Below are 24,480 nucleotides of genomic sequence, written 5' to 3' on the forward strand. Positions count from 1 at the left end.
CTAAGTCGGTAGGATAAAAGAATAAGCTGCGATTACAGTTACTAACGGCCATTTTTTGAAAAATATTTTTGCGTAGAGTAGGGAGAAAAAGCGTGCATGCCATTTTGCAGGGTAAACGGTTAATTGCATTTGATTTAGATGGCACTTTGATTGATTCGGTCCCAGACCTAGCGATAGCGGTTCAGCGCTCGCTCAGCGATGTTGGGCTACCTGCGCCCAGCGAAGAGTTTGTGCGTGACTGGGTGGGTAATGGTGCACAGGTACTTGTCGAAAGGGCGCTAACTTGGGCGTTATCGGAGGCGCCGGGGCAGGTATTACAAACCACCGCCTATGAAGCTTTTATGCGCCATTACGGTGCTGCCCCCAATGCGCTAACCCGGCTCTACCCAGGCGTGCGAACAGCGCTGCATGATTTGCATAAGGCGGGCTATCCGCTGGTGCTGATTACCAACAAGCCTGAGCGCTTTATTGCGCCAATTCTGAGCCACTTTGATCTGCTAACGCTCTTTACACATTGCATTGGCGGCGACACGCTTGCCGAGAAAAAACCCAGCCCGCTGCCGCTACTTCATGTGGCTCAGCAGCTGGATATCCCTCCTTCGGCAAGTGTCATGGTAGGCGATTCACGCCACGATATCGCCGCAGGCAAAGCTGCTGGCTTTACTACCGTGGCGTTACCATACGGCTATAACCACGGCGAGCCAATTGAGCATAGCCAGCCTGATTTGATCATTAGCTCATTGCTGGCGTTGATGGAGTAAAACAGCCGATGTTGTTGTGCTAGGGCTACTTCTCTGCCCGTGCGCCGCCTAGGTGTTCATGCATTAATTCAGCGTTATGGCGCAGCATAGCAGGGTAGTTATAGGCGGAGCCGTCGGCATCGCTCAAGGTATCTACGTATAAAGGCCCTACCAGCGAAAGCTCCGTTTCTCGGGCATGCGCATCCATGTGGATATAGGGTGAGGTGCTTTCATAGAACAGTGCAGGCGGGCGTTTTTGTGAAAGGTGCATGCTCATTGCTTCCATCGCCTGCGCGCTACCAATTGTCTCACTGCCAATCCCCCAAATGGCGGCGTACTCAAAACCGTAGGCACGGGCAAAGTAAGCCATGGAGGCTTCGCTGGTAGTGAGCATGCGATTCGTTTGCGGAATGCCTTCCAAGCGCTCCCTAAGTTGATGATCTAACAGCGCCAGTGCTTCACGAGTTTCAGCGGCGCGCGTGGCAAACGCCTCAGCCTGCTCGGGATAGCGTTCGATAAGCGTTTCTTCTATCACATCAACATAAGCGGCTGCCCCTTTTGGGTCCATCCACATGTGCGGATCAGCGCTGTCTCTATATTGGCCTACCGGAATCGCTAGCGACTCATAGTCGGCGCTTTCTGCAAGCGCTGTCAGCGTTAGTGTGTCGTCTGCCATGGCTTCAATATGCCGTATCCATGGCTCTAACCCATACCCGTTGTAGAAAACAATGTCAGCTTCCTCGACAGCCAGGGCATTTGGCGGTTGAAGCTCCCAGCGGTGCACATCTTCACCCGTAGGCACAATAGTGGTAATGCTGATGCTGTCGCCCGCGACACGCTTCACTAAATCTTTAATGACTGAAAACGAAGCGATGACGTTAAACGAGGTGTCTCCAAGCGCGTGAGTGCTGCTGACAGTCGTCATCAATACGAGCGTTATTATCCAGGGTGCTCGATTGTCCATGTCACGCTCCTAACGCATTAAAAAGTCGGCAGATGATAAAGACAGTCAAGGCCTGTTGCCAGTTTCGTTATGCTGTCCAGTTGTTTAAACCTAGCAGGAAGGGCTAGCTAGTCGCTTTCAGGGTTTTTTGATTACCTTGAAAAGCTCCTCACAATTTACTGATAAACTCAGCGTTGGTTCCTCACTGAAAATTACCAGAGTATTAGAAGTGCTAATGTTTTAGCCAACCCTTGGCCCTGCAAGTGGTGCTTGGGTTGGGGTATCATCCCTACCAAGTGGTTTGATTAATGTGATGGAGTAGCTGCGGCGATGGCGCAAGTGCAGGTAGTGCAACGTGTATTGATGATCGATAACTACGACAGCTTCACGTTCAATATCGTCCAGTACCTGGGAGAGTTGGGTGCCGAGGTAATGACCTATCGCAACGATGAGCTTACCCTTGAACAAATTGACGCCTTAGCGCCTACTCATCTAGTCATTTCACCAGGACCATGCACCCCCAACGAGGCGGGTATATCGCTGGCTGCGATTGGCCACTTTGCGGGTAAACTACCTATTTTAGGGGTTTGTCTTGGGCATCAGGCGATTGGACAAGTTTACGGTGGTAAAGTGGTGCGAGCACCTCAGGTAATGCATGGTAAAACGTCGGCTGTAGTGCACGGTGGGCAGGGGGTTTTTAGCGGGCTTGAAAACCCGTTAGAAGTGACCCGTTACCATTCACTCGTGGTAGAAAAAACAAGCTTACCGGAGTGTTTTGAAATCACTGCCTGGACCGCAGACGATGACGTTACGCCAGGGCTGATAATGGGCTTTCGTCATCGTAGCCTGGATGTTGAAGGGGTACAGTTTCACCCTGAGTCAATACTCACGCGCCAAGGCCATGCGTTATTGGCTAACTTTTTAAAACGTGGCTGATTGCCAAATTTATACGCTTTAGGGGCTTTTCTGTTCATGCAAATGCGAGATGCAATTAACGCGGTGATGCGCCGCGAAGACCTCTCTTTCAATGCGATGCACGCGCTAATGCGCCAGATCATGACCGGCGAAGCCTCCGATGCGCAAATTGGTGGCCTGCTAGTGGGACTTGCCATGAAAGGCGAGAGCGCCGAGGAAATTAGCGCGGCGGCACAGGTTATGCGCGAACTCATGAAGCGTGTTGAACTGCACACCGATAACGTAGTGGATATTGTCGGCACCGGTGGTGATGGTGCAAATCTGTTTAATGTTTCTACGGCGGCTAGCTTTGTGGCGGCTGCTGGGGGCGCTCATGTCGCCAAGCATGGTAACCGCAGCGTCTCTTCTTCGTCGGGCAGTGCAGACCTTTTTGATATCGCTGGCATTTACCTTGATCTTAAGCCTGAACAGGTAGCACGCTGTATCGAACAGGTTGGCGTGGGCTTTATGTTTGCCCCCAATCATCACCCGGCTATGCGCTACGCTATTGGGCCGCGTCGGGAGATGGGCGTGCGCACGCTGTTTAACATCCTTGGCCCGTTGACTAACCCCGCAAGTGCACTTAACCAGGTGCTGGGGGTTTACTCGCCGGAGCTAGTGCCGTTGATGGCTGAAGTGCTGCGCAAGCTCGGCAGTCGCCACGTGTTAGTGGTGTGCTCTGAAGATGGCTTGGATGAAATTTCCTTGGCAGCACCCACGCGCGTGGCTGAACTAAAAGATGGCGAAATTACTGAGTACACCATCACTCCAGAAGAGTTGGGTATTGAGCGACAAAGCTTAGCTACGCTTAAAGCAGCCAGCGCTGAAGACAGCTTACGACTGGTAAAAGCCGCATTGAGTGGCGAGGGTGCGGCGGCAGATATAGTGGCCCTTAATGCGGGTGCCGCACTTTACTGCTCTGGTGTGGCCGACAGCTTAAAAGAAGGGGTGATGGTGGCCCAGGATGCGCAGGCCTCAAAGTTACCGCTAGAGAAGCTTCGAGAGCTTTCACACTTCACTAGCGTCTTTAAAAGGTAAAAAATCTAATGACTGATCAGGCAACGCCAACAATTTTAACGCGTATTTTGGCTCGTAAAGACGAAGAGGTAGCCGAGCGCCGACAGGCGGTTTCTGAAGCAGATCTGCTGGCGTTGGCTGACAAACAAAGCGCCCCCCGTGGCTTTATTGCTGCACTGAATGCGCGTATTGCCGCTGGTGACGCAGCGGTTATCGCTGAGGTGAAAAAAGCTTCGCCTTCCAAGGGCGTGATGCGCGAGGATTTTCATCCTGACGACATTGCCAAACGTTATGCAGAGGGCGGCGCAGCCTGTTTGTCGGTATTGACGGATGCCGATTTCTTCCAGGGGCATGAAGACTTTCTGATCGCTGCCCGCGATGCCAGTGACCTTCCCGTTATTCGTAAAGATTTTATTACCCATAGCTATCAGGTAACCGAGGCGCGTGCCATCGGTGCAGACTGCATCTTGCTGATTGTCGCTGCCCTAGACGACACCCAACTGCGCGATCTGCACCAACAAGCCAATGCGTTAGGCATGGATGTACTGGTAGAAGTGCATGACGCTGTTGAGTTAGAGCGTGCTCTAGCGCTGGATCTAAAACTGGTGGGCATCAACAACCGTAATTTGCATACCTTCGAGACTAGCCTGAACACCACATTAGACCTGCTGCCGCGCATTCCTGAAGGCGTCACGGTCATCACTGAATCCGGAATCCACACCCGCGATGACGTGGAGCTAATGCGCGACCATGAGGTGAACGGTTTCTTGGTTGGTGAAGCCTTTATGCGTGAAGAGGACCCTGGCCAAGCCCTCAAGCAGCTGTTCTTTTAATCGACAGTGTTGCGTTGATTAACTTGCCCGCTTGAGGCATGTAAGTAGTGCCTGAAGCGGGTGTGGCAAAGTTTGCGCTGAGTAGCGTTTCACCTGGCTGCGGCAGGAGTAGCCGGTGGCTAGCAGCTTGCCTGTGTTTTGCTCGGCTTCCACCTGGGGCTGCCAGGATTGGGCATAAATGGTTTTGGAGGTTGCGACATTACGGGTTTCATGGCCGTAGGTGCCGGACATACCGCAGCAGCCGGTCGCCATCAGCTCAAGCTCTAAACCAAATGCCGCAAACACCTGCTGCCAAGCTTTGGGGCTGCCCGGGGCGTTGGTCTTTTCGGTGCAGTGGGAAAGCAGCTTAAAGCCAGGATCGGTTAGGTTCAGTTGGCGAGGCGCTAGCGTGTTCATACGCGTGGCTAGCCACTCTTGCAGCATCAGCACGTTGGGCACTTGATCACGGCCCAGGGCTTTGACGTACTCTTGGCGATAGGTCAGCGTCATCGCCGGGTCGATCCCCACCATGGGTACGTCGAACTCTGCCAACGCCCGCAGGCGCTTGGCCTGTTTTGCCGCTGTGCGCTCAAAGGCACCTAAAAAGCCCTGCACTTGTAGCGGTTTGCCGTTAGCAGAAAATGGCATCACAAACACCCGCAGGTTGAGCCGCGACAGTAGTTCCACCACATCCATCACCAGCTTGGCTTCAAAGTGGCTGGTGAACGCGTCCTGGACAATTATCACGCTGTTGGCACGCTGCTGCTCAGTCAGCAGCGCAAGCGAGGTGGGCGTGGCTTCGGCAACGCCCCAAGCCCTTATCTGTTTCTTTACGCTGGCGCGGGAAAGCTGCGGGGAATCACTCATTCCCAGCCCTTGACGCATTAGGCTATCTACCCAACGCTGTTTAAGTAGGGAGTTATACAGCGGCGCCACCTTGGCAAGGGTTGGCAACATAAATTCGGTGCCACCGATCAGGTAATCGCGCAGTGGGCGCAAATAGCGGCCGTGGTAGACCTCTAAAAACTGTGAACGGAACTGCGGCACATTGACCTTTATCGGGCACTGGCCTGCACAGGATTTACACGCCAAACAGCCCGCCATGGCATCGTAAACTTGGTGAGAATAGTCGTGGTGTTGCTTGCGGCTGAGCGTATTGGCGACGCGTAATGGAAAGCTTTTGATAAAGCCCCAGCCGCTTTCGGCTTTCTTTTTGCGCGACTCCTCCACCACATCGATCCCTGCCTGGGACTGTAGGCGTAGCCACTCACGCATCAAGCTAGCGCGGCCTTTGGGCGAATGGCGACGATCGCGGGTAGCCTTCCAGGAAGGGCACATGGGGTCATCAACATCATAGTTGTAGCAGGCACCATTGCCGTTGCAGTACACCGCCGCGTCGTAAGCCTGCCACGCCCGTTCATCAATGGTGCGATCCAACTGGCCGCGCATAGTGACGCCATCAACCGTTAATAGCTCTGGGTCACTGTCTTTGGCGATTAGTTCGCTGCCTTCAGCGGGCGACGCAATTTTGCCTGGGTTTAGCTGGTTATGCGGGTCAAACGCAGCTTTAACGCGCTGCAGGCTGGGGTATAACTCACCAAAGAATTTGGGGCCGTACTCCGAGCGTACGCCTTTGCCGTGCTCGCCCCACAACAACCCGCCGTACTTCTGGGTCAGGGCTGCCACTTCATCAGAAATCTCACGAATCAGTTTTTCCTGTTCGGGATCTTTCATATCCAGCGCCGGGCGCACGTGCAGCACTCCCGCATCGACATGACCAAACATGCCGTAGGAGAGCTGTCGGGCATCCAACGCGGCACGAAACTCAGTAATAAAGTCAGCCAAGTGCTCCGGTGGTACGGCGGTATCTTCCACAAACGCAATCGGGCGCTTTTCGCCCTGTACATTGCCCAGCAAACCCACCGAGCGTTTGCGCATGGCGTAAACTTTTTGAATCTGCGAACGGCCTTCCGCCAGGGTGTAACCTAAACGTTCTACCGTGGGGTCTTGGCTCAAGTGTTCCGTGAACGCCCGCACACGCTTAGACAAGCGCTCAGGGTCATCGTCATTAAACTCGATCAGGTTAATACCACGAATCGGCGTGCTGCCGGTAGCGGGGAAAAACGCGGCCACGCTGTCCCAGACAAAGTCCTCCATCGCCAGCTGCAGCACGGTGTCATCAATAGTTTCAATCGAGGTAGGGCGCGCGCTGGTCGTCATCAGTGCCTTGGCATCGCGCAGCGCGTCCATAAAGCTGGCATAGCGCACATTGACCAAGGTAGCGTGCTTGGGAATCGGCAGCACATTGAGTACCGCTTCATTCAAAAAGCCTAATGAGCCTTCCGATCCGCACAGCAGGCTGTTCAGGTTCAACTGGCCTTCTGCTTCCCGCAGGTGCGCCAGATCGTAGCCGGTTAAGCAGCGGTTGAGCGGCGGAAATTTCGCCTCAATCAGCCCCCGCTGCTGGTCGATAATCTCAGCCGCGGTGGTATGCACCTGGCCAAGAATGCCGGATTGGGCAACGGCCTGCTGCTCTTCGTCAGCGCTAAGCGCGCGGCTATGCAGATGCTGGCCCCCCAGCAGAACCGTATCCAGTTCCAGTACGTGGTCACGGGTTTTGCCATACTCGCAGCTACCCTGGCCGCTGGCATCGGTGGAGATCATCCCGCCGATGGTGGCGCGGTTAGAGGTCGACAGCTCCGGGGCAAAAAACAGCCCATGGGGCTTCAGCGCCGCGTTGAGTTGATCCTTCACCACGCCCGCCTGAACGCGTACCCGCCGTGCCTCTACATCGATCTCGAGGATCTGGTTCATATGGCGGGAAACGTCCACCACGATACCGTCGGTCAACGACTGGCCGTTAGTGCCGGTACCGCCGCCACGAGGCGTGAGCACGATATCGCGGTGGGGCAGCTCGGCAGCCAGCTTGGCAAGGCGCTCAAGGTCTTCCGCATGCTTAGGAAACACCGCCGCCTGGGGCAGGCGCTGGTAAATCGAGTTATCCGTTGCCAGCACCGTGCGGTTGGCATAGTCCGGGGCAATCTCGCCTTCGAAGCCACGGGCGCGCAAGGCGTCGAGGAAACGCACGTAATGAGTGCTTAGGCGTTTAAACGGGGCCGTACGAGAATCCAAAGATGCAATCATAGTTGATCAAGCCGTCACTGCTGGGAGCGGATAGGGGATACGCTACTTTACCGCAGCTACCGCGGCTCTGCATCTTGATGGCGCGTCTTATGCGCTGCCAAGCGCCTCTTTCACCAGCGCTGCGCTGGTCGCGTTCATGGGCAGTGCCAGAGCAAGTGCATGTGCTTGGGGGGACATCTTGCCCCAGGTTTTTTGCACAATACGCACCATATGGTCGTGCTCGACCTTGCGGGAGAAATCCGCGAAATAATTTTCCAAGAACACCAGGCAGGCGCAATCTTCCAGCGCTTGCACATCGGAGTCGCGGCCAAGACCTTTCTTACGGATAATCGTTGCGGTTCGTTCGGCGTCTGCAGCGCTATAGCCAGCGTCACGCATCAGCTGGGCAGTGGTATCGCCCGCGCGCTCACCCTGATCGCGACGCCAGGTTAAATAGCCTATGCGTCCTTCAGGGTAATCGCTGCGCGGCACAAGCCAGCGCTGGAGATGTTGGGCGCGTACCGCCAAACGCAGCAGTTCGGCAGGGGCAGATTGCAACTGCGCTAACCAATGGCTCATACGCTGGGCGTAGGCAAGCTCCTGGGGCAGGGGTGTGCCATCGGCAAGGGTGGTTTGGCGCGGATCTTGGGCGTGAAGCGCATCAATGGCCGTTAGAGTTTGTTCAAACGCAGAGGGCATAAGAGCTCGCATGGTTAGGGGCAATTAACAACATGCTAGCAGGTTAGCGCCAGGCCATAAAAAAAGCGCCCGCTGCACAAAGGCAGCAAGCGCTAAAGTAACATTCATAAAGAAGTCTATGCGCGGTTGTTGTTATAAACCTCTTCGTTTAGCTCGCCTTCGCTTTTACCCACCAGGGTCGTGACCATCAAATCACCCGCCACGTTTACGCTGGTGCGGGCCATATCCAGAATACGATCGATACCGGCAACCACTGCAATGGCTTCCAGAGGCAGGCCAATTTGTGCCATTACAATCGACAGCATTATGAGACCCGCGCCGGGAACGCCCGCGGTGCCAATTGAGGCCAGCGTGCCGGTGGCCACAATCATGCCGTAATCCATCATGGTTAGATCGGTGCCGGTCATTTGGGCAATAAACAGCACGACTACGCCTTGGTAAAGCGCCGTGCCGTCCATGTTAATCGTCGCACCCACGGGGAGCACAAAGCCAGAAACGCCCTCTGAAACCCCTAGGTTTTTTTGCGCGCAGCGAATCGACACCGGTAGCGTGCCAGCAGACGAGGCAGAGGAGAACGCCACCACAATGGCATCCAAGCTGCCTTGGAGGTAGCGCACAGGGTTCAAGCGGCCAAGTAGTGAAATAAACCCAGAGTAGATTACCAACACATGCAGAATGCAGGCGAGATATACCACGCCAATCAGCTTGGCCAGCGGCAGCAGGATTTCTAAGCCGTACTGGCCCGAAACGTGAGCGATTAAGCCAAATACACCAAAGGGCGCAAAGGCCATCACAATGCCGGTGAGCTTGTACATAGCTTCAGCAAAGCTATCGAAAACCTTCATAACCGGCTCGCCTTTTTCGCCAATCAGCGTTAGCGAAATACCTAAGCCAATGGCAAATACAATGATCTGCATAATGTTGCCATTAGCCAGGGCATCGAGAGGGTTGCGCGGCACCAAGTTAACCAGAATAGAAATCAGAGAGGGGGCTTCGTTTGCAGCCACTTCTGTATCGAAGCTTAAATCGACGCCTACCCCTGGCTGTAATAGGGTGGAAAGCAGTAGACCAATGCTGATCGCAAAGGCCGTCGTCACCAAATACAAGGTAATAGTACGCGCACCAATGCGACCCATTTTTTGCGGGTCTCGCATTGAGGTAATACCGACCACTAGCGTCGAGAACACTAGCGGTACAATCAGCATCATTATGGCATTAATGAAAATATCGCCGAGCGGCTTAAAGACACTGGCGGTTTCACCTAGTAACGCACCGGCTAATATCCCCAGTGCCAACCCCGCCAAAATTTTTTTCCACAGCGCGATTCTACTCCACCAAGAAAACTTTCCCTTTTTTGCTGTTTCCTGCACTACGTTTCTCCTGTTTAACATCCATTATTAGTGATTCGCGCTGCAAATCGGCGGGCACTCTATCACTTTGGGCTAGTGAGCCAAGGTTTTTATGCCGATTGGTAATAGCGTATGCAGGGGAGCGGGAGTTTTGTGCAGTAAACGTTCGGAAGGAATCTTTCTTGGAGGTGTGAACCCCTAATTTTCGTTTTCCAACCTGCTTTTCATAACTTGCTGTATTAGGTAATAACTCGCTGGCGCTCCCCCCCATAGCTCCCCGCCGTGCTTTTGCCTACAATAGGCCTCTTTCATCACGGGCGATGTACGCCGTGTTCCACTGATTTCAGGCCAAGGGATAACTCATGCTCGATCCGAAACTGCTGCGCGGTGATCTTGATGCGGCTGCGCAACAACTGGCCCGGCGGGGCTTCGAACTTGATAAAGCGGCACTGCAAGCGCTGGAATCGCGCCGTCGTGAGTTGCAAACCCAGACCGAGCAGCTACAAAACGAACGCAATATACGTTCAAAAGCGATTGGTAAGGCGAAGGCTAGCGGTGAAGATATTCAGCCGTTGCTGGATGAAGTGAGCGATTTAGGCGAGCGCCTGGATAAAGCCAAGAAAGAGCTGGCCGAGGTGCAGGAAGAGTGGGATGACGCTATTAGTGGTATTCCCAACCTTCCTCATGAAAGCGTGCCGGAAGGCAAAAGCGAAGACGATAATGTTGAGCTTCACCGCTGGGGTACGCCGCGTGAGTTTGATTTTGAGGTGCTGGATCACGTGGATCTTGGTAAGAAGTCGGGTTATCTCGATTTTGAACTGGCGGCTAAGCTGACTGGCGCTCGCTTTGCGGTAATGCGTGGGCCGATTGCGCGTCTGCATCGAGCACTGGCGCAATTTATGCTGGATACGCAAACTCAGCAGCATGGTTACGAAGAGTGCTATGTGCCGTACATGGTCAATCGCGATTCGCTAATGGGCACCGGCCAGCTGCCAAAATTTGGCGAAGATCTGTTTAAACTTAACGACGAGCGGGAATACCACCTAATTCCGACGTCGGAAGTGCCACTAACTAACTTTGTGCGTGATGAGATTGTCGATCAGGCGGCGTTGCCAATGAAGTTGACTGCCCACACGCCTTGTTTCCGCAGCGAAGCAGGTTCTCATGGGCGCGATACCCGCGGCATGATTCGTCAGCATCAGTTCGATAAAGTCGAAATGGTGCAGATTGTCGAGCCAGATAAGAGTTATGAAGCACTAGAAGAGATGCGTGGCCATGCTGAAGCAATTCTGCAGGCGCTGGAGTTGCCTTACCGCGTAGTGACGCTGTGTACCGGCGATATGGGCTTTGGGGCGGCGAAGACCTACGATTTGGAAGTTTGGTTGCCTAGCCAAGAAACGTATCGGGAAATTTCTTCAGTCTCTAACTGCGAAGATTTCCAGGCGCGGCGCATGCAGGCCCGCTTCCGCCACCCAGACGCGAAAAAGCCACAGTTGCTGCATACGCTGAATGGTTCAGGTCTGGCGGTGGGGCGTTGCCTGCTGGCGGTGCTTGAAAACCACCAGCAGGCGGATGGCTCTATTGCTATTCCTGCGCCTCTGCAACCCTACCTGGGCGGCCTTGAGCGTCTTGCCCTCTAATTGCCCACTCGACGTTGACCTCGGCATCGATACGAATGGTGCCGGGGCGATAGTCGCTAGCGGAACCACTGCCCATGGCATCGCTCTCAGCGCGCATGGCCATCATGCGGGGCTGGAAGATGGGGGCTTGGGCTTCTTCAATGCGCTGTACTTGGCCAAGCCTTACGCCTAGTGTGCTGGCCATTAGGTCCGCTTTATGGCGGGCTTTTTCTAGCGCTTTAGTAAGTGCTTCATCGGTAGCAGCGTCGCGGTCTTGAAGATCAAACTGAACGCCGTCCAGCGTGTTCACGCCAGCACTTATCATTGCGTCAAACACCTCGCCCAATTGGCCTATATTGGTAAGCTCAATACTGAAGGGGCGCTCTAGGCGGGTGCGCATTAACGTTTCTTGTTCGCCATCATCGTTGCGCGGCCCTGCGACGTGCTCAGGATAGACATTAAGTGACCCTGCATTGATGGCGCGTTGTTCAATGCCGATCTCTTCCATGGCTTTAATTAGCTCACTGGCTCGATTTTCAAGCCGTTCGCGTGCGTCGCTCAGCTCGCCACTGTCAGTATCTTCCAGCGTGGAAACCGCTGGGGTATTTTCCCATAGCCGTGCAGATAGTGTGGCTTTGTCGGGCTCTACTTCCACCCATGATTGGGCTTGGACATGTAGGCTAGGCGGGGTGGGGGGCGCGGCGTGAGCCGTAGACGTTACCAGAAGGGCGAGAAGTGCGCTGCCAAGCACGCCGTAGCGCAAGCGTCTTAGATGTGGTGTTGCTGGATTCATAGGTCACTTCCTTACTGATCGAGCCAATGATTAATGTTAACTAATTTATACTGTGACGCTGCTTGGAAGGGCAAAGCGCAATAAAGTTCACTGGCTAAGAGTCGATGCAAAGCAATTGCTTAATGTTGTCATGGTTTGTGCAATATCGCGTGAGCAGCCATGATATGTGGATAACATGCTAAGGAAAGGGCAATGTCGAAATTATCGGATGAGGATTATCGTAGTATCCCTTTAAATGCGACCCTGGCGCTTGCCGCACTCGTTGTTATTGTTGCGGGTATGAAGGCAGGGGCGGATCTTCTGGTTCCTCTGTTACTGTCAGTATTTATTGCTGTTGTATGTACGTCGCCTGTGCAGTGGCTGCACCGCTGTGGGCTCAGCAGGGGAGCCTCTGCTTTTTTAACATTGATGGTGCTGCTGGGTTTTATTTCCTTAATTGGCTTGCTGGTGGTGAACAGCTTTAGCACCTTTGTTCAAGTGCTGCCGGATATCGAGTCGCGTTTGTATGAGCACTATTGGGATTTGCTGAATGCGCTCTCTAGCCGTGGGCTAGCCATTAATCCTGATCAGCTCAGCAATATGCTTGCTATGGAAGACGATGGGTCGTGGGTGACAGCGTTGCTAGGCGAACTCGGCAATCTCTTTATGCAAGGCAGTATTATCGGGCTGTTAGTTATTTTCATGCTGTTTGAAACGCTTAACTTCCGAGATAAAGTGTCCCGCGCACTTGAGAACCCAGCGCCAAGCCTAAAGCGGTTTAGCGAGTTTAGTTTAACGCTGAAGCGCTACCTGGCAGTGAAGACCGTTATTAGCTTGGCTACCGGGGTATTAGTCTGGCTCTCCTGCTTGATAGTGGGAGTGGAGTTTCCGTTGCTGTGGGGGGTGTTGGCTTTTGCCCTTAACTTTATTCCTAATATCGGCTCGGCCTTGGCGGCGATTCCTCCTGTGCTGCTATTGCTGGTATCCCAAGATGGCGGAGTACTGCAGGCATTTTTACTCGCATCTGCCTATTTGGTGATTAATTTCGTTTTGGGTAACTTGATTGAGCCACGAGTGATGGGGCAAGCCTTGGGGCTATCGACGTTTGTGGCGTTTCTGTCGTTGGTTGTGTGGGGGTGGATCTTTGGTGCTGCGGGGATGTTGTTGTCGGTAGTATTGACGATGACATTAAAAATCGCCTTGGATAGTCATCCTCAGACTCGCTGGATTGCTCATTTACTGGGGCCGGGAGGGCAGCGTCGAACGCGTCTTGGTGATGCACGCCGTCCACCTTGGAAGCGTCGAGAATAGAAGGAAGCGTTTGAGATGGGAAGTGCAGGAAGTTACCGCTGGCAGTGCCAGCGGTAACGTTAGCGCGAGTTAGGCATTTTGATCGATAAATTGGGTCAGCTGGGATTTAGACTGTGCACCTACCAGCGACGCTACTTTCGTGCCGGACTTAAATAGCATCACTGTTGGAACGCCGCGTACACCTTGTTCTGCAGCAATTTCAGGCGCATCGTCAACGTTCACGCTAACCACTTTCAGATTATCACCACGTTCGGCAGCAACTTCATCAACCACAGGTGCCATTACTTTACAGGGACCGCACCAGGGGGCCCAAAACTTCAGTAGGACTGGCTGTTCGGCGTTGAGGACTTCTTGCTCAAAATTGGCGTTGGTGACATCAACATTGTTAGCCATCTGTTTCTCCCGTTTGCGTTGCTCTTGCTGTTTCGTTGCCTCAAATGGAGCAACGGTCATTACGCGTTCTACTAGCGCACTTTCACCGCGCCAAGTTGGCAGATGTTAGCGGGCGGAGAAGGTGCTGGCAAATTTCCTATGACGTTTTGACAGCCATTATGAAAAATTAAGGGGTGTTCGTAACGGCTATTTTTTATACTATAAGTGAATTATAAGATATTTTTTTATTCAAAATTGTATGTATGAGGCGTGCCGCCCACCAAGTACTTCACCTCTAAGTGCTTCGCGGGAAGGCAAGACAGCAGCGGCGCGAGGATGCGCTTCAACGTGCTTCCTGCATAGATAATAAGGTGAGGATATGAAGCTACAGCAACTTCGCTATATCTGGGAAGTCAATCGACACAACCTGAATGTGTCAGCCACCGCGCAGAGTTTATTTACCTCGCAGCCGGGTATTTCCAAGCAGATACGCTTGCTTGAAGATGAGCTAGGTGTGGAGATTTTTGCACGCAGCGGAAAGCACCTTACTCGCGTAACACCTGCTGGGCTGTCAATCATTGAGCTGGCAGGTCAGGTGTTGAAGCTGACCGAAAACATCAAACAAGTTGCCCAAGAGCACAGCGACGAGCGTCGGGGTAGTTTGTCGATTGCTACCACTCACACTCAGGCGCGCTATGCACTGCCTCCTATCATCAGCGAGTTTACTCTTAAGTATCCTGATGTTGCCCTACATATGCAGCAGGGCACACCCAAGCAGATCGCTCAGATGGTTAGCGAAGGTCAGGCCGACTTTGCAATTGCCACCGAATCGCTAGAGCTATTCACCGACTTAGTGTTGTTACCTTGCTATCGCTGGAATCGCTGCGTTTTAGTGCCTAAAGACCACCCACTGGCATCGATAGACAAGCCGCTGTCCCTTCAAGCGTTGGCCGAACATCCATTAGTGACTTACGTGTTTGGGTTTACCGGCCGCTCGCAGTTAGATGATGCGTTTAAAGCGCAGGGACTTACACCTAATGTGGTGTTAACGGCCGCCGATGCTGATGTGATTAAAACCTATGTGCGACTGGGAATGGGCGTTGGTATCGTTGCCCATATGGCGGTTGATCCGGTATTAGATGAAGACTTGGTCGCGTTGGATGCAAGCCATTTATTTGCGAGTTCTACGACTAAGATTGGGATTCGTCGTGGTACCTTTATGCGCGGCTACATGTACGATTTCCTAGTACGCTTTGCACCTCATCTCACCCGAGACTTGGTAGATGAAGCCTTGTTGGCTGGCCCACGTTTTGAGCATGACTTGTTTGAGGGAGTAGAGCTTCCTGAGCATTAGGAGCATCGAGTAGTGGGTGAATAGCGCTTGACGTGGGTGTCTGGGCGCTATTCACCATTTCTATCCCAGTTCTGTATTAATCAGCGCTGGGCGTTCTATCTCAGTGCTGTAAATGCAGGCCACACTCACGCTTGTCTTCTACCTTGGTGGGGTCGAAGTAGTCGAAGTTGTTGGGCAGGTCGTGTGCCTCAAGGTAGTAGTACATATCTTTTGCTGTCCACTGCAGCAGCGGGGCAATTTTTAATAAGCCATCGCTGTTACGGCTGGCAGGCTGCATTTTGGCCCGCTCTGGGGTGTCCTCTGCCCGCAGGGCGGTGAACCAGACATCCGGCTGCATTTCCCGTAGGGCACGCTCAAACGGCTCAATCTTTACTTCTTGAGTGAAGGCTGCGTGACGTGGGTCGTCAATGCTGGGCATTGCCCCCTCTAGCGCTTCACGGTGAGCACGGGTTCGCTGCGGAATAAAGCTGACCATGTTTAGGTTCAGCCGCTGGATTAAGGCATCGGCGAATTGGTAAGTGGCCTCAGTGTTATAGCCACTATCCATCCATACGATGGGTATGTCTGGACGTGCCTGAGTGACCATATGCAGAATCACCGCCTCAAACGGCCGAAAATTGGTCGTGCAAATAGGCCGCTCGCCTTGGCTAAGTGCCCACTTGATAAGATCTTGGGGATTATTGGCAAAATCACGGTTAATGCTGTCAAGCGCTGAAGACATGCTGCCTCCTGTCATAAGTTCGAGTATGACACTAGGCTATCAAAGAGGAGGGGCTTAGCCCCAATACCGTTTGGTTTGGCTTTTATATTCCTTTTTGATTTAAGGATTTTGTTATTTATTCCAAAGCGCCGATTAGATGGCGGATTTTATCCAGCGTTTCTGTATACTCCTCGTCTGCTCTAGAGTCGGCTACTAATCCGCCGCCGCCCCAAACATTTAGCTTGCCTGCATCTGCCACCATGGTGCGTATCGCAATTGATGTGTCCATGCTGCCCCGTTTATCGATGTACCCCAGGCTTCCGCAATAGACACTGCGTTGGCAAGGCTCCAGCTCGTCGATAATTTGCATGGCGCGTATTTTAGGCGCGCCAGTAATAGAGCCGCCAGGAAACGCTGCTGTCAGCAGAGATAGCGGTGAGCGATGTTTGGCGAGCTGACCTTGAACCACGCTTACCAGGTGATGCACGTTGGGGTAGCTCTCTAACTGACATAGCTGCGGTACACGAATAGACCCAGGAGTGCATACTCTTCCCAAGTCATTGCGCAGCAAATCAACAATCATGACATTTTCCGCGCGGTCTTTCGTGCTGCTTAATAACTGTTCGGCTAGGGCGATATCCTCCTCCGGCGACTTCCCACGTGGTCGTGTGCCTTTAATTGGGCGCGTTTCCACTCGCCCGTCTTTACACTGGATAAAGCGTTCAGGGGAAAGTGAGAGTACCGCCTGGTTTTCCCAGGCCATAAAGCCTGAGAAGGGCGTCGGCGTTGCCTTACGAAGGCGTAGATAAGCCTGCCATTCATCGCCTTCATAGCTCGCTGTAAACCGCTGAGCAAGGTTAATTTGATAGCAGTCACCTGCACGAATGTAGTGTTGAACAGAGTTAAAACGTTCGGTGTAATCCGCTTGGCTTAGCTCGCCCTGAAAGGGGCTGGTTAAGTGAAAGTCTTTATCAACACTGGCAGGTGGCTGAGCTAGCCATTTCATGACCTGCTGTTGACGAGTTGCTGTTGCAATGAGCCAAGTTGCCTGCTTTTCGTGATCAAAGGTAATGCACCAGTCGTAAAGCCCCAAACGTGCCAATGGCAGATTGGTAACATTGGGGTGGCGGCTGGGAATCGCGAGGTTATTACGTCCTAGGTCATAACTCCAATAACCCATCAGGCCGCCTAAAAAAGGCAGCTCGCTGGGGAAATCTGTGCTGGGTAGCTGTTCAAGCATCCATTGCTGCTGGGCGGTCATATCCCCAGCGAGTGCCGAAGGAAGGTCCAGCTGCGTTGAAGTGAAGTGAGTTTGTCCATCAGGCATGACTTCTAGCGTAGCTAACGGATCACTGCTGATAATGTCGTAGCGCCCGTTTGCTGATGGGCGGCCGCTATCAAGTAATACCGCACCATGACGCTTTCGCAGGTGAGCAAATATCTCCAGTGGAGTAGGAGAGTAGGGCAGGGCTTTAATGGTCAACGCCGATGTCATGAAGCAAACGCCAGGCCGATGGAAGGCAACGCATTCTAGAGGTCGTTAATTGATGACACCAGTGTTAACCACTGACGTCTTTCTCACGGTAGGTTAAACACAGTTAACGGAAAGAGCATGATTGTTGACATTAACCCAAGAATAAATGGCTGGGTTACACGAAAGGTGAATAAAATCGACCATTTTGACTAGTTGACGGCACAAATGTGGCGGGCTAAAGTTCTCCTACCCCATAATTGTCGACAATTAGCCATGACCTCACTTGCTACTCTTTCTCGTTCTACAGCTGATTCGCCCAGTGATCAGACCTCGCCAGAAGTCCGAACGCTGGCTGAGCGGGTCTTTCACCAGCTTCAAGACGCTATTGTACGTGGAGAGCTGGCGCCGGGCAGCAAAATTACCGAGCCGGGGCTTTCTAAAACGTACGGTATCTCTCGCGGTCCGTTGCGTGAAGCCATGCGGCGTTTAGAAGCGCACCGTCTAATTGAGCGTGTTCCTCACGTTGGCGCTCGCGTTGTCAAACTCTCAATGAAAGAGCTGCTTGAGTTGTTTGATGTGCGCGAAGCGCTTGAGAGCATGGCAGCCCGCTTGGCCGCTGAGCATATGTCTGCCGAGGAGATTAAAGGGCTGCGCGAGGTGTTGGCCCTTCACGAAGGCCAGGCAGATCTCAAGCGTGGCGAAGCTTACTATCAGCGCGAAGGCGATCTCGACTTCCACTATCGCATTGTTCAAGGCAGCCATAACAAAATGCTGATGAACCTGCTTTGCGATGATCTCTACTACTTAGTGCGTCTTTACCGTACCCAGTTCAGCGCCAGCGGTAAGCGGCCCCAGCTCGCCTTTGTCGAGCACCATCGTATTGTAGATGCCATTGAAGCCGGAGATGCCGAGTTGGCGGAGTTGCTGATGCGCCGCCACGTTAGCGCTTCCCGAGCCAACGTCGCCGACCGTTACGCTGCTGTTCTTGAACAACAATCAACGTCATCAGCGGATTAGTTCGTTACGCCTATCCGCCAAGCCTTTTAAAGGAGCAATGCCAATGTCCACTTTATCTACTCTCACGCCAGGTGCTCGCTTTCGTGCTGCGCTAGATGCGAACCGTCCTTTACCGATTCTAGGCACGATTAACGCGTATACCGCGATGATGGCCGAGCGAGTAGGCCACCAAGCGATTTATCTGTCGGGCGGCGGCGTGGCTAACGCGTCTTTTGGCTTGCCGGACTTGGGTATGACCAGCATGAACGACGTGGTGGAAGATGCACATCGTATCTGCGGCGCTACCGATCTTCCGCTGCTGGTAGATATCGATACGGGCTGGGGCGGTGCTTTTAATATTTCGCGTACCGTTAAAGAGATGCAGCGCGCAGGCGTTGCTGCCGTTCACCTGGAAGACCAAGTGGCTCAAAAGCGCTGCGGCCACCGCCCGAACAAAGCCATTGTGTCCCAGCAGGAAATGGTTGACCGCATCAAAGCCGCGGCAGATGCCAAACTTGATCCCGATTTCTATTTGATTGCGCGTACCGATGCGTTCCAGAAAGAGGGCTTAGACGCCGCTATCGAGCGTGCTAATGCCTGTGTGGAAGCGGGTGCGGATGCAATCTTCGCCGAAGCCGTGCACACCCTGGATGATTATCGTGCGTTCTGTTCGCGCGTGAATGCGCCAATACTGGCCAATATCACTGAGTTTGGCGCAACGCCGCTGTTCTCTCAGCAGGAGCTGGGCGAGGTGGGGTGTCGCATGGTGCTCTATCCGCTGTCTGCCTTCCGCGCTATGAATGCTGCCGCATTGAAGGTGTATCAGAGCATTTTAGATAACGGTCATCAAAAAGAGGTGGTCGATACCATGCAGACTCGCGATGAGCTGTACGACTTTTTAAATTATCACGATTTCGAGCAAAAGCTCGACGCGCTATTTGCTGAGCAAAAAGACGCTTAATAGCCGTTAATACTATCAATACTAAAACATATAAAAAGAGCTAACAGGAGACACGACATGGCTGACAAACCGCAAAACAGCGCAGGACTCCGTGGTCAAAGCGCCGGTACTACAGCGCTGTGTACGGTGGGTAAAACGGGTTCCGGATTAACCTACCGTGGTTTTGATATTAAAGAGCTGGCCGAAAAGGCGAAGTTTGAAGAAGTCGCGTATTTATTACTGAAAGGCAAGCTGCCCAATCAAGCCGAGCTTGATAGCTATATTACCAAGCTGAAGGGGCTGCGTGGCTTACCCGATGCTTTGAAAACCGTGCTGGAGCAAATTCCCAAAGATGCGCACCCGATGGATGTTATGCGCACCGGTACCTCCATGCTGGGTAACCTGGAGACAGAAGAGAGTTTTGACCAGCAGCAGGATGTTTCTGATCGACTGTTAGCGGTACTGCCCTCGATTATTTGTTACTGGTACCGCTTTAGCCATGACGGCGTTCGTATTGATACTGAAACCGACGATGCCTCGGTAGGCGGTCACTTCTTGCATATGCTGCGTGGTGAGCCTGCTTCTGAGCTGCATGCGCGGGTTATGAACGTATCGCTGATTCTATACGCCGAGCATGAGTTCAATGCTTCAACGTTTACGGCGCGGGTGTGTGCCTCGACGCTTTCCGATATGCACTCCTGTGTTACCGGCGCGATTGGTTCGTTGCGTGGCCCGCTGCATGGCGGTGCTAACGAAGCGGCCATGGCGATGATCGAGAACTGGGCTTCGCCGGAAGAAGCCGAGCGTGAAATGCTCGGTATGCTTGAGCGCAAAGAGAAAATCATGGGCTTTGGTCATGCAATTTATCGCGAGTCTGACCCGCGTAATGAAATTATCAAAGAGTGGTCGAAGAAGCTTTCTGAAGACGTTGGCGATAGTGTGCTTTATCCCGTTTCTGTGCGCTGTGAAGAAGTTATGTGGCGCGAGAAGAAGCTTTTCTGCAATGCGGACTTCTTCCATGCCAGTGCTTACCACTTCATGGATATTCCGACCAAACTGTTCACGCCAATCTTCGTCATGTCCCGTTTAACGGGATGGGCAGCGCATGTGTTTGAGCAGCGCGCCAATAACCGCATTATTCGCCCCAGCGCCGACTACACTGGTCCTGAGAAGAGCGAGTGGGTGCCCATCGAAGCGCGTGACTAACCCTTAACGGGCCGTGATTAATGAGAGGCATTATGAACACGAATTATCGTAAGCCGCTGCCAGGCGTGACGGCAGAGGGTGCTCCGGTAGATTACTTCGACGCGCATCAAGCCGTTGAAGATATCAAGCCCGGCGCCTACGCGACGCTGCCCTACACGTCCAGAGTGTTGGCTGAGCAGTTGGTACGCCGCTGCGATCCAACGCTGTTAACCGACGCACTGAAGCAGCTCATCGAGCGCAAGCAAGATTTAGATTTTCCTTGGTACCCGGCACGCGTTGTGTGCCATGACATCCTGGGACAGACCGCGTTAGTCGACCTTGCTGGCCTAAGGGATGCCATCGCTGAGAAGGGCGGTGATCCGGCTAAAGTGAATCCTGTGGTACCTACACAGCTGATTGTTGATCACTCATTGGCCGTTGAGCACGCTGGGTTTGAGAAAGACGCGTTCGAAAAAAACCGCCAGGTAGAAGATCGCCGTAACGATGACCGCTTCCATTTCATTAACTGGACCAAAGTGGCATTTGAGAACGTTGATGTTATTCCTCCGGGCAACGGCATTATGCACCAGATCAATCTGGAGAAAATGTCGCCGGTGGTGCAGTGCCGCCCTGATGAGCAAGGCGTGCGTATTGCTTATCCAGATACCTGTGTGGGCACCGATAGCCACACGCCGATGGTTGATGCGCTGGGTGTTATTTCCGTTGGTGTGGGTGGTCTTGAAGCCGAGAGTGTGATGCTGGGCCGTGCTTCGATGATGCGCCTGCCGGATATCGTTGGCGTAGAGCTCTCTGGCAAACTGCAGCCAGGCATTACCAGCACCGATATGGTGTTGGCGATTACCGAGTTTCTACGTAAAGAGCGCGTCGTCGGTGCCTACCTGGAGTTTTACGGAGAAGGTGCCGACGCGTTAACCGTAGGCGACCGGGCGACCATTTCCAACATGACGCCAGAGTACGGCGCCACGGCGGCGATGTTCTACATCGACAACCAAACCATTGATTACCTCAAGCTCACGGGGCGTGAGGATGAGCAGGTTGCTCTGGTTGAAGCCTATGCCAAGCACACAGGGCTATGGGCCGATAGTCTAAAAACTGCTGAGTATGAGCGGATACTGCGCTTTGATCTTTCAAGCGTTAATCGCACCTTGGCAGGGCCTTCCAACCCTCATGCTCATTTGCCCACCTCGGAGCTGGCCCAGCGCGGGATCGCGATCGACCTGGATAAAGCAAGGGCCGACGAGCAAGCAGGTAGAATGCCAGATGGTGCGGTGATTATCGCCGCGATTACCAGCTGCACGAATACCTCTAACCCGCGCAATATGGTGGCAGCTGGCTTAATTGCTCGCAATGCTAACCGCTTAGGGTTAACCCGCAAACCGTGGGTTAAGTCGTCGCTGGCGCCGGGGTCGAAAACCGTCAAGATGTATCTGGAAGAAGCCAAGCTGATGGATGAGCTGGAAACACTTGGCTTTGGTGTCGTGGCGTACGCCTGTACGACCTGTAACGGCATGTCCGGTGCGTTAGATCCGGTCATCCAGAAAGAAATTATCGACCGTGATCTATACGCCACAGCGGTACTTTCCGGTAACCGTAACTTTGACGGGCGCATTCACCCCTATGCGAAGCAGGCATTTCTGGCATCGCCGCCCTTAGTGGTTGCCTACGCAATTGCTGGCACGATTCGCTTTGATATTGAGAAAGACGTATTGGGCACCGACCATGATGGAAACCCAGTCACGCTAAAAGATATCTGGCCCGACGATAGCGAAATCGATGCGATTGTGAAGGCTTCCGTGAAGCCGGAGCAGTTCCGTCAGACCTATATCCCGATGTTTGACCTCGACAAGAGCGCGCGCGTTCAGGTCAGCCCGCTTTACGAATGGCGGCCCCAGAGCACCTATATTCGTCGGCCTCCCTACTGGGAGGGCAATATGGCTGCCGAACGTGGTTTGAAAGGTATGCGTCCGTTGGCGATTTTGCCGGACAATATCACCACCGACCATTTGTCGCCTTCTAACGCGATTATGCTGGACAGTGCAGCAGGTGAGTATCTGCACAAGATGGGCCTGCCTGAGGAGGACTTTAACTCCTACGCGACCCACCGCGGCGATCATTTAACTGCCCAACGGGCGACATTGGCGAACCCGAAGCTGTTTAATGAAATGGTGCACGACGAGCAGGGCAAAGTGCTGCAGGGGTCGTTGGCACGTGTTGAGCCAGAAGGCACCGTGACGCGGATGTGGGAAGCCATTGAAACGTATATGGCACGTAAACAGCCGCTGATTATTATTGCCGGTGCGGATTATGGTCAGGGTTCCTCGCGTGACTGGGCGGCGAAAGGTGTTGCGCTAGCAGGTGTTGAAGCCATTGTGGCTGAAGGCTTTGAGCGTATTCACCGTACCAATTTAATTGGTATGGGCGTGATGCCGCTGCAGTTTGAAGAGGGCACCACACGTAAAACCTTGGCGCTGGACGGTACGGAAGTCTTCGACGTAGAAGGCACTCCTCAGCCCCGCGCCAAGCTGACGCTGGTTATCCATCGTCAAAGTGGTACCACTGAACGTGTGCCGGTGATCTGCCGTATTGATACCGCCGAAGAGGTCACGATTTACTCTGCCGGTGGGGTCTTGCAGCGTTTCGCCCAGGACTTTCTTGAGTCCACCACGGCGTAGCCAAATTGGCGTGTAACGCAGCGCCAAGGCGATTAATGAAAGAGCCCGTCGCTAAGCGCCGGGCTCTTTTTTCGGCATTCGATTAGTGAACATGGTCATTGATAATCGTCATTGAGAATGTTCAGGCATCGTCATTGAGAATGGTTAGGGAGCGTTATTTATGTCTCATGTTGGACAGATTAGTATTCCTGCGACGTATATGCGCGGTGGCACTAGTAAGGGGGTGTTTTTCACCTTGGACAACTTGCCCGAGGCGGCGAGAGTGCCGGGAGAGGCACGAGATAAGCTGCTGATGAGGGTGATTGGTAGCCCAGACCCCTATGAAAAGCAGATCGATGGGATGGGCGGAGCAACCTCAAGCACCAGTAAAACGGTGATTCTTTCCAAGAGTGAGTCGTCAGATCACGATGTGGACTACCTGTTTGGCCAGGTTTCAATTGATAAGCCGTTTGTGGATTGGAGCGGCAACTGCGGCAACTTATCGGCAGCAGTAGGTCCTTATGCGATTGCTAATGGGTTAGTTGACCCCGCCAAAATACCGCAAAATGGTGTCGCTGAAGTACGTATTTGGCAGGTCAATATCAGTAAAACCATTGTCTCTAAAGTGCCTATTGTTAATGGACAGGTGCAGGAGACCGGCGATTTTGAGCTAGATGGTGTGACCTTTCCTGCCGCTGAGATTCCTGTGGCCTTTATGGATCCTGCGGATGGTGAGGGGGCAATTTTCCCAACCGGGAGCTTGGTCGATGACTTGGAAGTGCCCGGGGTTGGTGTTTTAAAAGCGACGCTGATTAATGCGGGTATTCCCACCGTGTTTGTTAACGCCCAGGACATAGGCTATACCGGTTGTGAACTGCAGGAAGCAATTAACAGCGATGCCAAAGCACTCGCCATGTTCGAGACCATTCGTGCCCATGCTGCGGTGCGTATGGGATTGATTAAGCATGTTGATGAAGCGGCCAGCCGACAGCACACGCCGAAGGTGGCTTTCGTTGCCCCGCCGGCTAGCTATACGGCGTCCAGTGGTAAAGCGGTGAGTGCGGAAAACATCGATCTTGTGGTAAGAGCGCTTTCCATGGGTAAACTGCACCACGCAATGATGGGCACCGCAGCGGTTGCCATCGGCGCAGCAGCAGCCATTCAAGGCACGTTAGTAAATTTAGCCGCAGGTGGTGAGGAGCGTGAAGCGGTGACCTTTGGGCATCCTTCTGGCTCGCTACGTGTAGGTGCAAAAGCAAGCCTGGCCGATGGGCGCTGGCAGATTGATCAAGCTGTTATGAGCCGTAGCGCACGGGTATTAATGGAAGGTTCTGTACGCATACCCGGAGATAGCTTTTAAAGAGTTATTCGCGCGTGAATACTAGGTGACGCCTTGCCGCCGTTTTGGGAATGCCCTAAACGGCGGCTTCAACCTAGAGTGATGTAAG

Annotated in this window: 20 protein-coding genes; 12 read left to right on the forward strand and 8 right to left on the reverse strand. The window is 53.2% G+C overall.

Features of this window, described 5'->3' with window-relative positions; translation table 11 throughout:
* Positions 1-92 precede the first annotated feature (92 nt).
* Positions 93-761 carry a phosphoglycolate phosphatase gene (locus J4377_RS05885; protein WP_253487381.1) on the forward strand — a complete coding sequence of 223 codons (669 nt, stop codon included), beginning with the start codon at positions 93-95 and terminating at the stop codon, positions 759-761.
* Between the two features lie 25 nt (positions 762-786).
* Here the strand turns inward: J4377_RS05885 and J4377_RS05890 are convergent, their stop codons facing one another.
* A complete protein-coding gene (locus J4377_RS05890) occupies positions 787-1,704 on the reverse strand; it encodes a metal ABC transporter solute-binding protein, Zn/Mn family (RefSeq protein WP_253487383.1) in 918 nt (305 codons plus the stop codon).
* 309 nt (positions 1,705-2,013) lie between these two features.
* Between J4377_RS05890 and J4377_RS05895 the strand changes: the two genes are divergently transcribed.
* From J4377_RS05895 to trpC, 3 genes are read left to right on the forward strand one after another with little or no spacing between them, the layout of a single operon-like run.
* Positions 2,014-2,619: an aminodeoxychorismate/anthranilate synthase component II gene (locus J4377_RS05895; RefSeq protein WP_231658593.1), complete on the forward strand. Its 606-nt coding sequence runs from the start codon at positions 2,014-2,016 to the stop codon at positions 2,617-2,619.
* Between the two features lie 36 nt (positions 2,620-2,655).
* Positions 2,656-3,675 (forward strand): anthranilate phosphoribosyltransferase, encoded by a 1,020-nt coding sequence (gene trpD / locus J4377_RS05900; RefSeq protein ID WP_038482819.1) that lies wholly within the window; start codon positions 2,656-2,658, stop codon positions 3,673-3,675.
* A gap of 8 nt (positions 3,676-3,683) precedes the next feature.
* The gene (gene trpC / locus J4377_RS05905; protein WP_198350170.1) at positions 3,684-4,487 is read left to right on the forward strand and encodes an indole-3-glycerol phosphate synthase TrpC; all 804 of its coding nucleotides are present in this window, start codon (positions 3,684-3,686) and stop codon (positions 4,485-4,487) included.
* Positions 4,488-4,505: 18 nt separating this feature from the next.
* Here the strand turns inward: trpC and J4377_RS05910 are convergent, their stop codons facing one another.
* The 3 genes from J4377_RS05910 to J4377_RS05920 all read right to left on the reverse strand — a co-directional run bounded on the left by J4377_RS05910 (position 4,506) and on the right by J4377_RS05920 (position 9,658).
* On the reverse strand, positions 4,506-7,610 hold the full coding sequence (locus tag J4377_RS05910) for an FAD-binding and (Fe-S)-binding domain-containing protein (protein WP_253487385.1): 3,105 nt from the start codon (positions 7,608-7,610) through the stop codon (positions 4,506-4,508).
* Between the two features lie 87 nt (positions 7,611-7,697).
* Positions 7,698-8,288, reverse strand: coding sequence for a DUF4202 domain-containing protein (locus tag J4377_RS05915; protein ID WP_253487387.1), 591 nt, complete (start codon positions 8,286-8,288; stop codon positions 7,698-7,700).
* A 116-nt stretch (positions 8,289-8,404) separates the two neighbouring features.
* Positions 8,405-9,658: a dicarboxylate/amino acid:cation symporter gene (locus J4377_RS05920; protein ID WP_038482831.1), complete on the reverse strand. Its 1,254-nt coding sequence runs from the start codon at positions 9,656-9,658 to the stop codon at positions 8,405-8,407.
* 341 nt (positions 9,659-9,999) lie between these two features.
* Between J4377_RS05920 and serS the strand changes: the two genes are divergently transcribed.
* Entirely contained in the window at positions 10,000-11,277 is a 1,278-nt protein-coding gene (serS, locus tag J4377_RS05925; RefSeq protein WP_253487394.1) for a serine--tRNA ligase, read from the forward strand.
* On the opposite strand, the gene J4377_RS05930 is transcribed toward serS, so the two are convergent.
* Positions 11,222-12,049, reverse strand: a complete 828-nt coding sequence (locus tag J4377_RS05930) for an SIMPL domain-containing protein (RefSeq protein ID WP_253487396.1) — start codon at positions 12,047-12,049, stop codon at positions 11,222-11,224. The genes serS and J4377_RS05930 overlap by 56 nt on opposite strands.
* A 192-nt stretch (positions 12,050-12,241) precedes the next feature.
* Between J4377_RS05930 and J4377_RS05935 the strand changes: the two genes are divergently transcribed.
* Entirely contained in the window at positions 12,242-13,339 is a 1,098-nt protein-coding gene (locus J4377_RS05935; RefSeq protein ID WP_120387218.1) for an AI-2E family transporter, read from the forward strand.
* A 69-nt stretch (positions 13,340-13,408) separates the two neighbouring features.
* Here J4377_RS05935 and trxA read toward each other — a convergent pair whose 3' ends face one another.
* Positions 13,409-13,792 carry a thioredoxin gene (trxA, locus tag J4377_RS05940; protein ID WP_009722702.1) on the reverse strand — a complete coding sequence of 128 codons (384 nt, stop codon included), beginning with the start codon at positions 13,790-13,792 and terminating at the stop codon, positions 13,409-13,411.
* 298 nt (positions 13,793-14,090) lie between these two features.
* On the opposite strand from trxA, the gene cysB reads away from it, so the two are divergent.
* Positions 14,091-15,065, forward strand: a complete 975-nt coding sequence (gene cysB / locus J4377_RS05945; protein ID WP_038482846.1) for an HTH-type transcriptional regulator CysB — start codon at positions 14,091-14,093, stop codon at positions 15,063-15,065.
* 100 nt (positions 15,066-15,165) lie between these two features.
* Here cysB and J4377_RS05950 read toward each other — a convergent pair whose 3' ends face one another.
* Positions 15,166-15,786 carry a phosphoadenosine phosphosulfate reductase family protein gene (locus tag J4377_RS05950; RefSeq protein WP_038482849.1) on the reverse strand — a complete coding sequence of 207 codons (621 nt, stop codon included), beginning with the start codon at positions 15,784-15,786 and terminating at the stop codon, positions 15,166-15,168.
* Positions 15,787-15,901: 115 nt separating this feature from the next.
* Positions 15,902-17,260, reverse strand: a complete 1,359-nt coding sequence (pabB, locus tag J4377_RS05955; RefSeq protein WP_038482852.1) for an aminodeoxychorismate synthase component I — start codon at positions 17,258-17,260, stop codon at positions 15,902-15,904.
* Between the two features lie 252 nt (positions 17,261-17,512).
* On the opposite strand from pabB, the gene J4377_RS05960 reads away from it, so the two are divergent.
* The 5 genes from J4377_RS05960 to prpF all read left to right on the forward strand — a co-directional run bounded on the left by J4377_RS05960 (position 17,513) and on the right by prpF (position 24,392).
* A complete protein-coding gene (locus J4377_RS05960) occupies positions 17,513-18,256 on the forward strand; it encodes a GntR family transcriptional regulator (protein WP_038482855.1) in 744 nt (247 codons plus the stop codon).
* 43 nt (positions 18,257-18,299) lie between these two features.
* Positions 18,300-19,196 carry a methylisocitrate lyase gene (prpB, locus tag J4377_RS05965; RefSeq protein WP_038482858.1) on the forward strand — a complete coding sequence of 299 codons (897 nt, stop codon included), beginning with the start codon at positions 18,300-18,302 and terminating at the stop codon, positions 19,194-19,196.
* 57 nt (positions 19,197-19,253) lie between these two features.
* On the forward strand, positions 19,254-20,381 hold the full coding sequence (gene prpC, locus J4377_RS05970; protein WP_038482861.1) for a 2-methylcitrate synthase: 1,128 nt from the start codon (positions 19,254-19,256) through the stop codon (positions 20,379-20,381).
* A 32-nt stretch (positions 20,382-20,413) separates the two neighbouring features.
* Complete coding sequence (gene acnD, locus J4377_RS05975; protein ID WP_038482864.1) at positions 20,414-23,053, forward strand: Fe/S-dependent 2-methylisocitrate dehydratase AcnD; 2,640 nt, start codon at positions 20,414-20,416, stop codon at positions 23,051-23,053.
* 160 nt (positions 23,054-23,213) lie between these two features.
* Entirely contained in the window at positions 23,214-24,392 is a 1,179-nt protein-coding gene (prpF, locus tag J4377_RS05980; protein WP_253487398.1) for a 2-methylaconitate cis-trans isomerase PrpF, read from the forward strand.
* The last annotated feature ends 88 nt before the right edge of the window (positions 24,393-24,480 follow it).

Origin of the sequence: Halomonas sp. XH26 (assembly GCF_024138895.1) — a bacterium.
Lineage (GTDB): Bacteria > Pseudomonadota > Gammaproteobacteria > Pseudomonadales > Halomonadaceae > Vreelandella > Vreelandella alkaliphila.

Bases quoted from the DNA above. Each gene is read 5' to 3' on its own strand.
- prpC (WP_038482861.1), top strand. From the start codon at position 19,254: ATGGCTGACAAACCGCAAAACAGCGCAGGACTCCGTGGTCAAAGCGCC.
- J4377_RS05910 (WP_253487385.1), bottom strand. From the start codon at position 7,610: ATGATTGCATCTTTGGATTCTCGTACGGCCCCGTTTAAACGCCTAAGC.
- J4377_RS05890 (WP_253487383.1), bottom strand. From the start codon at position 1,704: ATGGACAATCGAGCACCCTGGATAATAACGCTCGTATTGATGACGACT.
- acnD (WP_038482864.1), top strand. From the start codon at position 20,414: ATGAACACGAATTATCGTAAGCCGCTGCCAGGCGTGACGGCAGAGGGT.
- trpD (WP_038482819.1), top strand. From the start codon at position 2,656: ATGCAAATGCGAGATGCAATTAACGCGGTGATGCGCCGCGAAGACCTC.
- J4377_RS05950 (WP_038482849.1), bottom strand. From the start codon at position 15,786: ATGTCTTCAGCGCTTGACAGCATTAACCGTGATTTTGCCAATAATCCC.
- cysB (WP_038482846.1), top strand. From the start codon at position 14,091: ATGAAGCTACAGCAACTTCGCTATATCTGGGAAGTCAATCGACACAAC.
- trpC (WP_198350170.1), top strand. From the start codon at position 3,684: ATGACTGATCAGGCAACGCCAACAATTTTAACGCGTATTTTGGCTCGT.
- J4377_RS05935 (WP_120387218.1), top strand. From the start codon at position 12,242: ATGTCGAAATTATCGGATGAGGATTATCGTAGTATCCCTTTAAATGCG.
- J4377_RS05915 (WP_253487387.1), bottom strand. From the start codon at position 8,288: ATGCCCTCTGCGTTTGAACAAACTCTAACGGCCATTGATGCGCTTCAC.
- trxA (WP_009722702.1), bottom strand. From the start codon at position 13,792: ATGACCGTTGCTCCATTTGAGGCAACGAAACAGCAAGAGCAACGCAAA.
- prpF (WP_253487398.1), top strand. From the start codon at position 23,214: ATGTCTCATGTTGGACAGATTAGTATTCCTGCGACGTATATGCGCGGT.
- J4377_RS05960 (WP_038482855.1), top strand. From the start codon at position 17,513: ATGACCTCACTTGCTACTCTTTCTCGTTCTACAGCTGATTCGCCCAGT.
- J4377_RS05895 (WP_231658593.1), top strand. From the start codon at position 2,014: ATGGCGCAAGTGCAGGTAGTGCAACGTGTATTGATGATCGATAACTAC.
- pabB (WP_038482852.1), bottom strand. From the start codon at position 17,260: ATGACATCGGCGTTGACCATTAAAGCCCTGCCCTACTCTCCTACTCCA.
- J4377_RS05930 (WP_253487396.1), bottom strand. From the start codon at position 12,049: ATGAATCCAGCAACACCACATCTAAGACGCTTGCGCTACGGCGTGCTT.
- serS (WP_253487394.1), top strand. From the start codon at position 10,000: ATGCTCGATCCGAAACTGCTGCGCGGTGATCTTGATGCGGCTGCGCAA.
- prpB (WP_038482858.1), top strand. From the start codon at position 18,300: ATGTCCACTTTATCTACTCTCACGCCAGGTGCTCGCTTTCGTGCTGCG.